Below are 14,564 nucleotides of genomic sequence, written 5' to 3'. Positions count from 1 at the left end.
CGGGGCGTCATGCCGTCCCGTCCCCGTCCGTGAACGCGGAGGGGACGATCTGCACGGGGCACTGGGCGTGGTGGATCAGGGCGTGCGCGACGCGGCCGAGGGCCGGTCCCACGCCCAGCGGGCGGCCCCCGCGGCCCATCACCACGAGATCGGTGTGCGCGCTCGCCTCGATCAGGATGCCGGAGGTGCTGGTGCCGGTCTCGACGTTGTGTCCGACGATCAGGTCCGGGTAAGCCCCGCGGACCCGGTCGGCGAGCTCCTTCAGCTTCTGGACGCGGCGCCGCGCGATCTCGTCGAGGTCGTCGAGCATGGTGGCGACGCTGCCGACATGGGTGAGCACGTTCCAGACGCTCACCAGCCGCAGGGTCGCCTTGCGCGCATGGGCCTCGGCCGCGGCGAGCAGCAGCCAGCTCAGATCCTCCACGCCGTGGACGGCCGCGGTCACCGTGCCCGTCTCGGGGCGCTCGCCCTCGCCGCGCACCACGATCACGGGCACCTCCGCGCGGGCGGCCACGCCCAGGCCGATGGAGCCGAGCATCAGGGAGGAGAAGCCGCCGAGGCCCCGGCTGCCGACGACGATCGTCCCGCGGCGGCCGCCGGCTGCCAGGAGACCGGCGACCGGTTCCTGCCGGCCGAGCTCCCTGGTCACGGTGAGGTCGGGGAAGCGCTCCCGGACGGCGCTCACCGTGTCGAGCAGCAGTTCGTTGCCCGCCTGGCGCACCGCCTCGATCGACTCCGCGGAGGACCACAGGGCGCGCCGGTCGGTGTCGGCGGCGTGGACGAGGTGCAACGGGCGGCCCCGCCGGTCCGCCTCGGCTGCGGCCCAGAGCGCCGCCGTCCGCGCGGCGGGGGATGCGTCGATGCCGGCGACGACGTTGCCGAGCACCGGCAGGGCGGGGGTCTGACGGTTCATGGCTCCTCCTCGGCAGTACGCCCGGGGACAGGGGGCGCGTCCCCAGGGGCCGACACCTTCCACAGTGGCCCCGCGCGACGCCGTTCGCGAGGGCCGTTCGGCCCGGAACCCGCACCGCCGGGCCCGTCCGCGGGGTGCAGCCCGGCCGGATCCGGCCGGGCCCGGCCGTCGGCACGGCGGGAGGAGGGACCCATCCGCTTCTCGCGGATCCTGATTGCGCGGTGCGCGGCTCGAAGCCGCTTCCCCGCGTCGGTGGGCGGGTCCCTCCTCACTCTCAGGAAACCACCGGCCGACCGCCGCTGCCAGGGCAGGGCCGGGCCGCCGGGCCGGGCCGCGGGCTCAGCGGTCGCCCGGCCCGGGGTGATCACCTGTCCCCGGGACGGCTGCCGTCTTCCTGGGAAGGCTGATCGACATGGTCAGGCCGCCGCCCGGGGTGTCCTCGGCGGTCACCGTGCCGCCCATCGCCTCGACGAAGCCGCGGGCGACCGCCAGTCCGAGGCCGACGCCGGCGCCCCTGGGCGCGTCGCCGTAGCGCTGGAAGGCGCCGAAGATACGGTCCTTGGCCTCGTCGGGGACGCCGGGGCCGCGGTCCACCACACGGAGTTCGACGCGGTCGGCGACGGCGCTGGCGGCGACCAGGACGGGTGCGCCGTCGGGGCTGTACTTCACCGCGTTCTCGACGATGTTGGCCACCGCGCGCTCCAGCAGGCCGCGGTCGACGACGGCCATCGGCAGGGTCTCGGGGATGTCGAGTTCCACGCTGTCGTCGGGGACGCCGACGAGCGCCATGGGCACGACCTCGTCGAGGTCGGTCTCGCGGAGTACGGCGGTGACGGTGCCGGTCTCCAGCCGGGACACGTCCAGGAGGTTGCCCACCAGGTGGTCCAGACGGTCCGCGCCCTCCTCGATGTTGGCCAGCAGCTCCGCCTGGTCCTCGACCGACCAGTCCACGTCCTCCGCGCGCAGCGAGGAGACGGACGCCTTGATGCCGGCGAGCGGGGTGCGCAGGTCGTGGCTGACGGCGGCCAGCAGCGAGGTGCGGATCTTGTTGCCCTCGGCGAGCCTGCGGGCCTCCTCGGCCTCGCCGACCAGCCGCTGCCGGTCCAGTACGACGGCGGCCTGGGCGGCGAACGCGCCGAGCACGCGCCGGTCCTCGGCCGGCAGGACGCGGCCCCTGAGGGCCAGCGCCAGATGGTCGCCCACGGGGATGTCGACGTCGGCGTCCTCGGGCCGGTCGGCCGGACGGTCTCCCTGGGCGACGACGCACGTCCACGGTTCGTTCTCGTCCCGGCGCTCCAGGAGCGCGACCGAGTCCACGGAGAAGGTCTCCCTGACCCGCTCCAGCAGGGCCTCCAGACTCGTCTCGCCGCGCAGGACGCTGCCGGCGAGGAAGGAGAGGGTCTCCGCCTCGGCGCGCAGCCGGGCGGCTTGGTGGGTGCGGCGGGCGGCGAGGTCCACGACGGAGGCGACCGCGATCGCGACACCCACGAAGATCACCAGGGCCACGATGTTGAGCGGGTCGGCGATCGTGAGCTTGTGGATCGGTGGGGTGAAGAACCAGTTGAGCAGCAGTGTGCCGAAGGCCGCCGACGCCAGGGCTGGCCGGAGTCCGCCGAGCAGGGCGGCGGCCACGGTGAGCGTCAGGAAGAGCAGGACGTCGTTGGCGAGGCCGAGGTCCGGCAGCGCGCCGCTCAGCAGCAGGGTGAGCAGCACCGGGCCGACGAGTCCGACGACCCAGCCCCAGACGGTGCGGGAGCGTCCGAGCCCCGGCCGGCCGGCCGCCGGCAGTCCCCCGCCCTTCGCCGCCTGGTCGTGCGTCACGATGTGGACGTCGAGGTCCGGGCCGGACTCGCGCGCGACCGTGGCGCTGACGCCCGGCCCGAAGACGTACTGCCAGGAGCGCCGCCGGCTCACGCCGAGGACGATCTGGGTGGCGTTGACGCCGCGGGCGAACTCGAGCAGCGCGGAGGGGATGTCGTCGCCGATGACGTGGTGGAAGGTGCCGCCCAGGTCCTCGACGAGGGTGCGCTGGACGGCCAGCTCCTTCGGCGAGGCCGCGGTGAGGCCGTCGCTGCGGGCGATGTAGACGGCCAGGACCTCGCCGCCGGCGCCCTTCTCCGCGAGCCGCGCGGCCCTGCGTATCAGGGTCCGGCCCTCGGGACCGCCGGTCAGGCCGACGACGATCCGCTCGCGGGAGCCCCAGATCTTCGAGACGCGGTGCTCGGTCCGGTACTCCTGCAGGTACTCGTCGACGCGGTCGGCGGTCCACAGCAGCGCCAGCTCGCGCAGGGCGGTGAGGTTGCCGGGACGGAAGTAGTTGGACAGGGCCGCGTCGAGCTTGTCCGGCTTGTAGACGTTGCCGTGGGCCATGCGCCGGCGCAGCGCCTGGGGCGACATGTCGACCAGCTCTATCTGGTCGGCGCGCCGGACGACCTCGTCCGGCACGGTCTCCTGCTGCCGCACGCCGGTGATCGCCTCGACGACGTCGCCGAGCGACTCCAGGTGCTGGATGTTGACCGTGGATATGACGTCGATCCCGGCCGCGAGCAGCTCCTCCACGTCCTGCCACCGCTTGGCGTTCCGCGAGCCGGGGACATTGGTGTGGGCCAGCTCGTCCACCAGGGCGACGGCGGGCTTGCGGGCGAGGACCGCGTCCACGTCCATCTCGGTGAAGACCGTGTTCCGGTACGGGATCTCCGCGCGCGGCAGCTGTTCCAGGCCGTGCAGCATCACCTCGGTACGCGGCCGGTCGTGGTGCTCGACGAAGGCGACGACGCAGTCCGTGCCGCGTTCAACCCGGCGGTGGGCCTCCGAGAGCATCGCGTAGGTCTTGCCCACGCCCGGCGCCGCGCCGAGGTAGATACGTAGTTTTCCGCGTCCCATGGTGTCGTTTCTCGTCGAGGTCGGACAGAGCGTTCAGAGGTCGGTCAGAGCGTTCGGTCGGGAGAGCCTTCAGGGGGCGGGATCGGGCGTCATGACTCGAAGCGGTAGCCCATGCCCGGCTCGGTGATGAGATGGCGGGGATGCGACGGGTCCGCTTCCAGTTTGCGCCGGAGCTGGGCCATGTAGACCCGCAGATAGTTGGTCTTGCTCCCGTACGTCGGCCCCCACACCTCCTCCAGCAGCCGGCGCTGGCTGATCAGCCGCCCCGGGTTGCAGATGAGGATCTCGAGCAGGTGCCACTCGGTCGGGGTCAGACGGACGTCGCGGTCGCCGCGCCGCACCTTCTTCGCCAGGAGATCGACCGTGAACCCGTCGGTCACGACCACCGCGGACGGCGTCTCGGCGCTCGGACGGTCCCGGCCCGGGGACTCCTCCATGCGACGGGTGGCCGCGCGCAGCCGGGCGAGCAGCTCGTCCATGCTGAACGGCTTGGTCATGTAGTCGTCCGCACCCGCGTCCAGCGCCCGGATCTTGTCCTCGGAGCCGCTGCGGGCCGAGAGCACCAGAACCGGCGCACGCAGCCGGTCGCGCAGGGCGCGGATGAGGTCGATGCCGTCCATGTCCGGGAGTCCGAGGTCGAGCACGATCGCGTCGGGGGGTCCGGCGGCCGCGAGGCGCAGCGCGGAGGTGCCGTCGGGGGCCGCGTCCACCTCGTACGTACGGGCCTTGAGGTTGATGACGAGAGCGCGCGCGAGCTGCGCGTCGTCCTCGACGACCAGCACCCGTGTCATCGGCGTGCCGCCTTTCGTCGTGTGCGTTCGGGTACGCGCCGGGAGCCGGCGGCCGGATCGTTCCCGGACCGCCGGCTCCCAGGGTGGGGGCGTAAGGACATCAGCCCTTGGCCAGTTCCTTGAGCGCGATGTTGAGTTGCAGGACGTTGACCCGCGGTTCGCCGATGAAGCCGAGGATGCGGTCGTCGGTGTGCTCGGCGACCAGCTTGTCGACCTGAGCCACCGTCAGGTTGTTCTTCTCCGCGACCCGGTGGACCTGGAGCTTCGCGTACTCCGGCGAGATGTGCGGGTCCAGGCCGGAACCGGAGGAGGTGACGGCGTCGGCGGGGACATCGGACGGCTTGACCTTGTACTTCGCGGTCGAGTTGTCCTTGACCACCGCAGCCTTCGCGTCCTTGACCCACTGGATCAGGTCCGCGTTGTCACCGGAGCGGTTCGTGGCGCCGGACAGGATCAGCGAGTACTGGGTGTTCACGCTGTTGCTGCCCAGACCGTTCGACGGACGCGGCTGGAACCACTTCAGGTCCGGGACAGCCGCCTCCTCCGGGTCGTCGGGGTTCTTCTTCGGCAGGTTGTAGGTCTGGCCGATGAGTTCGGAGCCGACGACCTTGCCGTCCGCGTCCTTGATCTCGGAACCGTTGGCCTTGTCGTGGAACGCGACCTGGGCGATGCCGGTGACGGCCAGCGGGTAGAGGACGCCGGTGATGACGGTCAGGACCAGGAGGGCACGCAGGCCCGCCCACAGCACCCGCCCGGTGTTTCCTACGGAAGTGTTCATCGTGGATCAGCCGATTCCGGGGATGAGGGAGATGAGCAGGTCGATGAGCTTGATGCCGATGAACGGCGCGATCAGGCCGCCCAGTCCGTAGATCCCGAGGTTGCGGCGGAGCATCTTGTCCGCGCTGGTCGGCCGGTAGCGCACGCCCTTCAGGGCGAGCGGGACCAGCGCGATGATGATCAGCGCGTTGAAGATGACGGCCGAGAGGATCGCGGACTCGGGCGAGGACAGGCCCATGATGTTGAGCTTGTCCAGCGACGGGTAGGCCACCGCGAACATCGCCGGGATGATCGCGAAGTACTTCGCCACGTCGTTGGCGATGGAGAACGTCGTCAGCGCGCCACGGGTGATCAGGAGCTGCTTGCCGATCTCGACGATCTCGATGAGCTTGGTCGGGTTGGAGTCGAGGTCGACCATGTTGCCGGCCTCCTTCGCGGCCGACGTGCCCGTGTTCATCGCCACACCCACGTCCGCCTGCGCGAGCGCGGGGGCGTCGTTGGTGCCGTCACCGGTCATCGCCACGAGCTTGCCACCGGCCTGCTCGCGCTTGATCAGCGCCATCTTGTCCTCGGGCGTGGCCTCGGCGAGGAAGTCGTCGACCCCCGCCTCCTGGGCGATCGCCCGCGCGGTCAGCGGGTTGTCACCCGTGATCATGACCGTCTTGATGCCCATCCGGCGCAGTTCCTCGAACCGCTCCCGCATGCCCTCCTTGACGACGTCCTTCAGGTGGATGACACCCAGGACCCGGGCGCCCTTGTCGTCCTTGACCGCGACCAGCAGCGGCGTGCCGCCGGCCTCGGAGATCGCGTTGGCCAGCGTGTCGGCGTCCTCGGCGACCTGGCCGCCCTGCTCGTTCACCCAGGCGATGACCGAGCCGGCCGCGCCCTTGCGGGTCTGCCTGCCGTCCACGTCCACGCCCGACATGCGGGTCTGGGCGGTGAACGCGATCCACTCCGCGTGGGCCAGCTCGCCCTGGTGCCGCTCCCGCAGCCCGTACTTCTCCTTCGCCAGCACCACGATCGAACGCCCCTCGGGCGTCTCATCCGCCAGCGACGACAGCTGGGCTGCGTCGGCGAGTTCGGCCTCGGTGGTGCCCTTCACGGGGACGAACTCCGACGCCTGACGGTTACCGAGCGTGATGGTGCCGGTCTTGTCCAGGAGCAGGGTGGAGACGTCGCCGGCGGCCTCGACGGCGCGGCCCGACATCGCCAGCACGTTGCGCTGCACGAGTCGGTCCATGCCGGCGATGCCGATCGCGGACAGCAGCGCGCCGATCGTCGTCGGAATCAGACAGACGAGCAGGGCCGTGAGCACGATCAGGGAGGTCTGGTCGTTCGCGCCGGCGTAGATCGCGAACGGCTTCAGCGTGACCACGGCCAGCAGGAAGACGATCGTGAGGGACGCCAGCAGGATGTTCAGGGCGATCTCGTTGGGCGTCTTCTGCCGGGCGGCGCCCTCGACCAGGTTGATCATCCGGTCGATGAACGTCTCACCGGGCTTCGTCGTGATCTTGATGACGATCCGGTCGGACAGCACCTTCGTACCACCGGTGACCGCCGAACGGTCACCGCCGGACTCGCGGATCACCGGCGCGGACTCACCCGTGATCGCCGACTCGTCCACCGACGCCACACCCTCGACGACGTCGCCGTCGCCGGGGATCACGTCGCCGGCCTCGCAGACCACCAGGTCACCGATCTTCAACTCGGTGCCCGGGACCCGCTCCTCGTTCTTGCCGACGATCCGGCGGGCGATGGTGTCCGTCTTGGCCTTGCGCAGCGTGTCCGCCTGCGCCTTGCCGCGGCCCTCGGCCACCGCCTCCGCCAGGTTGGCGAAGATCGTGGTCAGCCACAGCCAGGCGGTGATCGCCCAGCCGAACCAGTCCCCCGGGTCCTTCAGCGCCAGCACGGTGGTGACCACCGAGCCGACCAGCACCACGAACATCACGGGTGACTTGATCATCACGCGCGGGTCGAGCTTCTTGATCGCGTCCGGGAAGGACTTGACCAGCTGCTTCGGGTCGAACAGACCCCCGCCGACCCGACCGGCCGACTTATGACCGGCGGACAGGTCGCCGTGCGGCGCCTTCTCCGGCGTCACGGAGGTGGACATGGCGTCCTCGTGCTTCTTTACGTCGATGGTCATGCCGCGAGCCCTTCGGCGAGCGGGCCCAGCGCGAGGGCCGGGAAGTAGGTGAGACCGGTGATGATCATGATCGTGCCGACCAGAAGCCCGGTGAACAGCGGCTTCTCGGTCCGCAGGGTGCCCGCAGTCTCCGGGACGGGCGTCTGCTCGGCCAGCGAGCCCGCCAGCGCCAGAACGAACACCATCGGCAGGAACCGGCCGAGCAGCATCGCGATGCCGATCGTCGAGTTGAACCACTGCGTGTCCGCGTTCAGACCCGCAAAGGCGGAGCCGTTGTTGTTCGCACCGGAGGTGTAGGCGTAGAGGATCTCGGAGAAGCCGTGCGCGCCACTGTTGGTCATCGAGTTCGCCGGGGTGTCCAGCGCCATCGCCGCAGCCGTGAAGCAGAGCACCAGCGCGGGGGTGACGAGGATGTAGCAGGCGGCGAACTTGATCTCGCGCGTGCCGATCTTCTTGCCCAGGTACTCCGGGGTGCGGCCGACCATCAGACCCGCGATGAACACCGCGATCACGGCCATGATCAGCATGCCGTACAGGCCCGATCCGACACCGCCGGGCGCGATCTCGCCGAGCTGCATGCCCAGCAGGTTGATCCCGCCGCCGAAGCCGGTGTTCGAGGAGTGGAAGGAGTTGACCGCGCCGGTGGACGTCAGCGTCGTGGCGACCGAGAAGATCGCCGACGTGCTGATCCCGAAACGGGTCTCCTTGCCCTCCATCGCCCCGCCGGCCAGCTCGAACGCCGGACCCTTGCCCGCGAACTCCGTCCACAGCATCAGACCGGTGAAAACCAGCCAGATCGTGGCCATGGTCGCCAGGATCGCGTAGCCCTGCTTCAGCGAACCGACCATCCGGCCGAACGTCCGCGTCAACGCGAACGGAATGACCAGGATCAGCCAGATCTCGAACAGGTTCGACAGACCGTTGGGGTTCTCGAACGGGTGGGCACTGTTGGCGTTGAAGTAACCGCCGCCGTTCGTACCCAGCTCCTTGATGACCTCCTGCGAGGCCACCGCGCCACCGTTCCAGTCCTGCGTGCCGCCCATGAACTGGCCGACCTCGTGGATACCGGCGAAGTTCTGGATCGCACCCGTCGCGACCAGCACCAGCGCGCCGACCACGGAGATCGGCAGCAGGATCCGCACGACGCCGCGGACCAGGTCCGCCCAGAAGTTGCCCAGCTCACCGGTACGCGACCGGGCGAAACCACGCACCAGCGCCACCGCGACCGCGATACCCACCGCCGCGGACACGAAGTTCTGCACCGCCAGGCCACCGGTCTGCACCACGTGGCCCATGGCCTGCTCGCCGTAGTACGACTGCCAGTTCGTGTTCGCCACGAACGACGCCGCCGTGTTGAACGCCTGGTCCGGGTCGATCGACGCGAACCCGAGCGAACCCGGCAGGGAGCCCTGCACACGCTGCAACAGGTAGAGGAAGAGCACGCTCACCGCGGAGAACGCGAGCACACCCCGCAGATACGCGGGCCAGCGCATCTCGACGTTCGGGTTGGCGCCGATCGCCTTGTAGATCCACTTCTCGGGCTTGTAGTGCTTCTCCGAGGAGTACACACGCGCCATGTAGTCACCCAGCGGCCGGTAGGCGAGGCCGAGGGCGACGACAAGCGCCAGAAGCTGGAGGACACCAGCAAGAACGGGACTCATCCGGGCTCAGAACCTCTCCGGCTTGACGAGGGCGAGGACGAGGTACCCCACAAGGGCGACGGCCACGACCAGGCCGATGATGTTTTCGGCAGTCACAGCTTGGCCACCCCCTTGGCGATGACGGCCACCAGCGCGAAGATCGCGATCGTGGTGACGACGAAGGCCACGTCGGCCATCGTGAGCTCCTGGATGTGAGTGGTTTGGAGATGAACGGTCCATCGGACCTGTATGAGGAAACCGCTTTTCAGCCATGCCACGGCCGACGTTGACGGTCCCCTAACGCCTCCTGCGCCCGTCTTGACACGTCCTGTACGCCGGGCCGGGCGACGGGCCGGGGAAGGGTGACGCAGGGCATACGAAAGAGCCGCCGCACCCCGGTCTCGGGGTACAGCGGCTCGTTCTTCGGGTCGCCCGGCCGCGACCCCCCTCTGGGTCGCGGCCGGGCATGCCCCCGGGCCTGACGGCCGTCGCTCGGCGTGTTTCGGCTTCTCGGGGCACCCCCGCGGCGCTCAGTCTCGACCAAGGGAACGAGGCCGCCGTCCACCGTTGACGCTGCCCTGACGCTTCGGCGCGCGTTCCTGTCAGGCCCTTGACGGGCCGGGTCCGGCCGGCGCCAAGGAGCCGTCAGAACGGGCCGGACGGGCATCAGGGGGGTGTCAACGGGCCCGGATGACGCCTGCCCGGCGGCTACGTTCTTGCTCGGCCGCTCACCGCCGACGACGTCAGTGGCTCGACGACTCGGCGGCCGCCACGCGGCGCCGTGCCTCCCATCCGCATATGCGCCGCACCGAGCAGCGGCCTGCCGACCGTACGTGTTCCACGGCCCGGATCGGCAGGCCGCTGGCTCGTGTCTCCACCGCCCTCCCATCCCCGGACGCACCTCATATCACCGGGCGCCCCATCCGCCCCTCCAGTCCAGCCGCCGCCCGCCGTGCCGGGCGGCGGCTCCGTCATGAAGGTCGCCGCTTCGCATGCACCCTGCCGCCGTCCGTCAGGCGCCGTCCGTCCCGCCCAAGCCCCGGCCGACGCGGCCGCCCCGGCGCCGCCGGCGCAAGGTGGACGGCGGACTGATCGAGCCCGTACAGCTGCTGCGCTCGTTCCCCGAGGCCGTACGCAAACTGCATCCCCGGGTCCTGGTCCGCAATCCGGTGCTGTTCGTGGTGGCCGTAGGGTCGGTGCTCACCACGCTCTCGGCCGTCGTCCACCCGTCCGTCTTCACCTGGGTGATCAGTGTCTGGCTGTGGCTGACCGTGATCTTCGCCAACCTGGCCGAGGCGGTCGCCGAGGGACGCGGCCGCGCCCAGGCGGAGTCGCTGCGCCGGGCGCGTACGGACACGGTGGCGCTGCGGCTGCGGTACTGGCGGTACGGGACGGACGTCGACCACGCCGCGACGGAGGCCGTCGCCGCCACCGACCTGAAGCAGTTCGACTTCGTCCTGGTGGAGGCCGGCGAGCTGATCCCCGCGGACGGCGACGTGGTCGACGGGGTCGCCGCGGTCGACGAGTCCGCCGTGACCGGCGAGTCGGCGCCCGTGATCCGCGAGGCCGGCGGCGACCGGTCAGGGGTGACCGGAGGCACGACCGTCCTGTCGGACCGCATCGTCGTCCGTGTCACCTCCCGTCCCGGCCACTCGTTCATGGACCGGATGATCGCCCTCATCGAGGGCGCGAAGCGGCAGAAGACCCCGAACGAGATCGCGCTGAACATCCTGCTCGCCGCCCTGACGGTCGTGTTCGTCCTGGTCGTGCTCGCGCTGCAGCCGATGGCCGGGTACGCGGGGGCCGCGCAGTCCACCACGGTGCTCGTCGCCCTGCTCGTCACCCTCATCCCGACCACGATCGGCGCGCTGCTCTCCGCCATCGGCATCGCGGGCATGGACCGGCTGGTGCAGCGCAATGTGCTGGCGATGTCGGGCCGCGCGGTCGAGGCCGCGGGCGACGTGTCCACGCTGCTGCTGGACAAGACCGGCACCATCACGCACGGCAACCGCGCGGCCGCCGACTTCATCCCCTTCCCTGGCGTCGACGCGGGATCCCTGGCCGACGCCGCGCAGCTCTCCTCGCTCTCCGACGAGACCCCGGAGGGGCGGTCCGTGGTGGCCCTGGCCACCGCACGGTTCGGACTGCGCCCGCCGGCGCCGGGGGAACTGGGGGACGTCACGTTCGTCCCGTTCTCGGCGCAGACCCGGATGAGCGGCATCAATGTGCGCGGGGAGGCCGGCGGCTGCGTGGTCCGCAAGGGCGCGGCCACGCAGGTGATCGACTGGGTGCGGCTGCGCGGCGGCGCGGTGCCCGAGGCGGCCCGTACGTGGACGGACGCCGTGGCGGAGGGCGGCGGCACTCCCCTCCTGGTCGCGGTCCACGACGCCGACGGGGCGCGGCTGCTCGGCATCGTGCACCTCAAGGACGTGGTCAAGGACGGCATCCGGGAGCGGTTCGCCGAACTGCGCACGATGGGCATCCGTACCGTGATGGTGACCGGCGACAATCCGCTGACCGCGCGCGCCATCGCCGCCGAGGCCGGGGTGGACGACTTCCTCGCGGAGGCCAAGCCGGAGGACAAACTCGCCCTCATCAAGCGCGAACAGGAGGGCGGCAAACTCGTCGCGATGACCGGCGACGGCACCAACGACGCCCCGGCCCTCGCCCAGGCCGACGTCGGCGTCGCGATGAACACCGGCACGTCGGCCGCCAAGGAAGCCGGCAACATGGTCGACCTCGACTCCGATCCGACCAAGCTGATCGACATCGTCCGGATCGGCAAGCAACTCCTCATCACCCGCGGCGCGTTGACGACCTTCTCGATCACCAACGACGTCGCCAAGTACTTCGCGATCATCCCTGCGATGTTCGCCGGGGCGTACCCGGGCCTGGAGAAGCTGAACATCATGGGGCTGCACAGCCCGACCTCGGCGATCACCTCCGCCATCATGTTCAACGCCCTGATCATCGTGGCCCTGATCCCGCTGGCGCTGCGCGGCGTCCGCTACGTGCCGGCCTCGGCGCACGAGCTGCTGCGGCGGAACCTCGCGGTGTACGGGCTCGGGGGCCTGATCCTGCCCTTCGTCGGAATCAAGGCCATCGACCTCGTCGTCTCGACGATCCCCGGCATCTCCTGACGCACCGCCACTCCCAACTGCACGGGACCGTCAGGGAGATGTCAGGAAATCACCGGACTCCTTGAGGTCCCCGTCGCGCGGGGGTTGAATCAACTCCGTGAACAGCGCGTGGCTCCTCATCGACCGGCCGCCTCATCAGGCGTCGCCGCTCGTTGTGATGCCCCGCTGTCCGGAACCGGGATCCGCTCCGTCCGCCTCGCGCTGACGCACTCCCGTTCCCCCCGGGGCGCCACGACCACACCGGTCGCGGCGCCCTTCTCGTTTCTCCACTCCGATCCATCCCTCCACCAACCCCTGGAAGAACCATGTCTCCTTCCCTGCCCGGACACACCGTGCTGGTCACCGGCGCCACCTCCGGCATCGGCTACCAGACCGCCCGGCTGCTCGCCGAGAGCGGCGCGACCGTGCTCGTGCACGGCCGTACCACCGAAGAGGCGCACGCCGCCGTCGACCGCCTGGTCTCCCTCGCGGGCGTGCAGGCCGACCGGCTGTGCCCGTTCGGCGCCGACTTCGCCCGGCTGGAGGAGGTCGAGCAGCTCGCCGCCCGCGTCCTCGCGGAGCACCCGCACCTGGACGTGCTGGTGAACAACGCGGGCATGGCGGCCCCGGAGCGGCACACGGTCACCGTCGACGGCAACGAGATCGCCTTCCAGGTCAACTTCCTGGCGCACTACCTGCTGACCAGCCTGCTGGAGCCGGCCCTGACCACCGAGCCCGGCGGCCGGGTGGTCAACGTCTCGTCCTCGCTGCACCGCACCGGCTCCATCCAGTGGGCCGACCCCAACCGCGCCCGCCGCTACTCCCGGCTCGCCGCGTACGCGCAGTCGCAGCTGGCGCTGACCGTCTTCGCCGCCGACCCGCGGGTCACCGCCGTCTCCGTGCACCCCGGCATCTGCGCCACCAGCCTGCTGCCGCTGTACGCGCACCAGGGCGTCGCGCCGGCCGAGGGCGCGGCCCACGTCGTACGGCTCTGCGCCCCGGACACCGAGATCGTCAACGGCGCGTACTACGACCGCGACCAGCGGGTCACCCCCGCCCCCGCGGCCACCGAGCCGCGCACGGTCAAGCGTCTCAACAAGCTCGCCGACGTCCTCGTCGGCCACACCGCCTGAAGGAGCGACCCCCCATGTCGAAGCGCGCACGCAAGAAGAAGGCCCGCCGCAAGAAGAAGGCCAACCACGGCCGCAGGGCCGGCCAGCGCTGACGTCCCGCCGAAGGGGCGGCCACACCCGGGGTGACAGCCCCCGGAGTGGCCGCCCCTTCGCCGTTCCGCCCGTTCCTGCGCTCCCTGTGTCAGAGGGGCGTCATGGTTCGCCGGGGCGGCGTCAGCGGCTCGTCAGGGTGCCGGTCGGCGAGGGGCCGGCGTTCTACCGTGCCGATATGCGACGACCTCCTGTTTCCGTTCCCGGACCGCGGACGGACGGCCTGGTGCACGACAGCAGCTGGGCGGGCGAGTTCCGTGCGGCGGTCGGCTGCTCGGGGCTGCTGCTCGTGCTGTCGCTGACCGTGGACGGCGCGCACGGAACCCTGAACCTGCTGCACGCGGTGCTGTGGATCGGCCTCGCCGTGCTCCTGTTCGTCGTCCTGCTGCCGCCGCGGATCGCGGCGGGGCCCGGGCTGCTCACCGTGCGAGGGCTGTTCGTCCGCCGCTGGGTCCGTACGGACCGGCTCGTCTCGGTCCGCTGGGTCGACGGGGTGTCCGAGCGGCTGGTGCTGCGGGACGCCGACGGAGGCCGGGCCGAGCTCGATCCCCGCGTCCTCGTCGCCCAGCCGCGGCTGTGGCTGCTCCTGGAGGCGGACGCCCGTACGTCCCGGAACCGCGGCATCCTCCGTCACGGCGCGGGCGCGCTGGAGCGGCTGGCGCGGCGGATCGACAAGGAGGCCGCGCGCTCGGTGTTCCGGGTCTCCGGTCTCGACGACGTCTGAGGGACGACGTCTGAGGTCAGGCCGCGGGCCGGTCCGCGGTCCGTTCCGCGAGTGCCGCCAGGAACGGTGCGAGGAGCCCGGCCGCCAGGGCGGCCGTGTCCCGAAGCGGAATCCTCATCGCGCACCTCCGATCCTGTGCTTCAAGGCTGCGCCGGATGCAGGGATCGCGATATGCGGAGGGGAGATTCTGACGCGACTCTGACGCGCTCCGTGGCTCTCTGACGCACTTGGCGGCCTGACGCAGGCGTGGGGGGGGGGGGGGGGGGGGGGGGGGGGCGCCCCCCCCCCCGGGGCCCGCGGGGGGGCGCGCCCCCCCCCGCCGCCCCCGCCCCGCGGGGGGGGGGGGGC

General features: G+C 71.0%; 12 protein-coding genes. 4 read left to right on the top strand and 8 right to left on the bottom strand.

Annotated features, from left to right (window positions below; genetic code table 11):
- Window positions 1–7: 7 nt before the first annotated feature.
- The 8 genes from ACGFMM_RS15005 to ACGFMM_RS14970 form a co-directional block, all read right to left on the bottom strand.
- Window positions 8–913 (bottom strand): universal stress protein, encoded by a 906-nt coding sequence (locus ACGFMM_RS15005; RefSeq protein WP_393646647.1) that lies wholly within the window; start codon window positions 911–913, stop codon window positions 8–10.
- 339 nt (window positions 914–1,252) lie between these two features.
- Window positions 1,253–3,796: an ATP-binding protein gene (locus ACGFMM_RS15000; RefSeq protein ID WP_393646645.1), complete on the bottom strand. Its 2,544-nt coding sequence runs from the start codon at window positions 3,794–3,796 to the stop codon at window positions 1,253–1,255.
- An 89-nt stretch (window positions 3,797–3,885) separates the two neighbouring features.
- Window positions 3,886–4,587, bottom strand: coding sequence for a response regulator (locus ACGFMM_RS14995; protein WP_393646643.1), 702 nt, complete (start codon window positions 4,585–4,587; stop codon window positions 3,886–3,888).
- Window positions 4,588–4,687: 100 nt separating this feature from the next.
- Complete coding sequence (locus tag ACGFMM_RS14990) at window positions 4,688–5,365, bottom strand: potassium-transporting ATPase subunit C (protein WP_393646641.1); 678 nt, start codon at window positions 5,363–5,365, stop codon at window positions 4,688–4,690.
- Between the two features lie 6 nt (window positions 5,366–5,371).
- Window positions 5,372–7,510 carry a potassium-transporting ATPase subunit KdpB gene (gene kdpB / locus ACGFMM_RS14985; protein ID WP_393646639.1) on the bottom strand — a complete coding sequence of 713 codons (2,139 nt, stop codon included), beginning with the start codon at window positions 7,508–7,510 and terminating at the stop codon, window positions 5,372–5,374.
- The gene (kdpA, locus tag ACGFMM_RS14980; protein WP_393646637.1) at window positions 7,507–9,171 is read right to left on the bottom strand and encodes a potassium-transporting ATPase subunit KdpA; all 1,665 of its coding nucleotides are present in this window, start codon (window positions 9,169–9,171) and stop codon (window positions 7,507–7,509) included. The genes kdpB (ACGFMM_RS14985) and kdpA overlap by 4 nt, the downstream gene beginning before the upstream one ends.
- A 6-nt stretch (window positions 9,172–9,177) precedes the next feature.
- Complete coding sequence (gene kdpF / locus ACGFMM_RS14975; RefSeq protein ID WP_393646635.1) at window positions 9,178–9,267, bottom strand: K(+)-transporting ATPase subunit F; 90 nt, start codon at window positions 9,265–9,267, stop codon at window positions 9,178–9,180.
- Complete coding sequence (locus tag ACGFMM_RS14970) at window positions 9,264–9,428, bottom strand: hypothetical protein (protein WP_393646634.1); 165 nt, start codon at window positions 9,426–9,428, stop codon at window positions 9,264–9,266. The genes kdpF and ACGFMM_RS14970 overlap by 4 nt, the downstream gene beginning before the upstream one ends.
- A gap of 714 nt (window positions 9,429–10,142) precedes the next feature.
- Between ACGFMM_RS14970 and kdpB (ACGFMM_RS14965) the strand changes: the two genes are divergently transcribed.
- The 4 genes from kdpB (ACGFMM_RS14965) to ACGFMM_RS14950 all read left to right on the top strand — a co-directional run bounded on the left by kdpB (ACGFMM_RS14965) (window position 10,143) and on the right by ACGFMM_RS14950 (window position 14,216).
- Entirely contained in the window at window positions 10,143–12,290 is a 2,148-nt protein-coding gene (kdpB, locus tag ACGFMM_RS14965; protein WP_393646632.1) for a potassium-transporting ATPase subunit KdpB, read from the top strand.
- A 305-nt stretch (window positions 12,291–12,595) separates the two neighbouring features.
- Complete coding sequence (locus ACGFMM_RS14960; protein ID WP_393646630.1) at window positions 12,596–13,402, top strand: SDR family NAD(P)-dependent oxidoreductase; 807 nt, start codon at window positions 12,596–12,598, stop codon at window positions 13,400–13,402.
- 14 nt (window positions 13,403–13,416) lie between these two features.
- The gene (locus ACGFMM_RS14955; protein WP_371413915.1) at window positions 13,417–13,494 is read left to right on the top strand and encodes a 50S ribosomal protein bL37; all 78 of its coding nucleotides are present in this window, start codon (window positions 13,417–13,419) and stop codon (window positions 13,492–13,494) included.
- Between the two features lie 176 nt (window positions 13,495–13,670).
- On the top strand, window positions 13,671–14,216 hold the full coding sequence (locus ACGFMM_RS14950) for a hypothetical protein (RefSeq protein WP_393646628.1): 546 nt from the start codon (window positions 13,671–13,673) through the stop codon (window positions 14,214–14,216).
- Window positions 14,217–14,564: the final 348 nt, after the last annotated feature.

Origin of the sequence: Streptomyces sp. NPDC048604 (genome assembly GCF_043199435.1) — a bacterium.
Taxonomy (GTDB): Bacteria; Actinomycetota; Actinomycetes; order Streptomycetales; family Streptomycetaceae; genus Streptomyces.
This window is presented reverse-complemented; position numbering and strand designations above follow the sequence as displayed.

What these genes read in the sequence shown, in the direction of transcription:
- kdpB (WP_393646639.1), bottom strand. Translation starts at nt 7,510, where the DNA reads ATGACCATCGACGTAAAGAAGCACGAGGACGCCATGTCCACCTCCGTG.
- ACGFMM_RS15005 (WP_393646647.1), bottom strand. Translation starts at nt 913, where the DNA reads ATGAACCGTCAGACCCCCGCCCTGCCGGTGCTCGGCAACGTCGTCGCC.
- ACGFMM_RS14990 (WP_393646641.1), bottom strand. Translation starts at nt 5,365, where the DNA reads ATGAACACTTCCGTAGGAAACACCGGGCGGGTGCTGTGGGCGGGCCTG.
- ACGFMM_RS14955 (WP_371413915.1), top strand. Translation starts at nt 13,417, where the DNA reads ATGTCGAAGCGCGCACGCAAGAAGAAGGCCCGCCGCAAGAAGAAGGCC.
- ACGFMM_RS14960 (WP_393646630.1), top strand. Translation starts at nt 12,596, where the DNA reads ATGTCTCCTTCCCTGCCCGGACACACCGTGCTGGTCACCGGCGCCACC.
- ACGFMM_RS14950 (WP_393646628.1), top strand. Translation starts at nt 13,671, where the DNA reads ATGCGACGACCTCCTGTTTCCGTTCCCGGACCGCGGACGGACGGCCTG.
- ACGFMM_RS15000 (WP_393646645.1), bottom strand. Translation starts at nt 3,796, where the DNA reads ATGGGACGCGGAAAACTACGTATCTACCTCGGCGCGGCGCCGGGCGTG.
- kdpB (WP_393646632.1), top strand. Translation starts at nt 10,143, where the DNA reads ATGCACCCTGCCGCCGTCCGTCAGGCGCCGTCCGTCCCGCCCAAGCCC.
- kdpA (WP_393646637.1), bottom strand. Translation starts at nt 9,171, where the DNA reads ATGAGTCCCGTTCTTGCTGGTGTCCTCCAGCTTCTGGCGCTTGTCGTC.
- ACGFMM_RS14995 (WP_393646643.1), bottom strand. Translation starts at nt 4,587, where the DNA reads ATGACACGGGTGCTGGTCGTCGAGGACGACGCGCAGCTCGCGCGCGCT.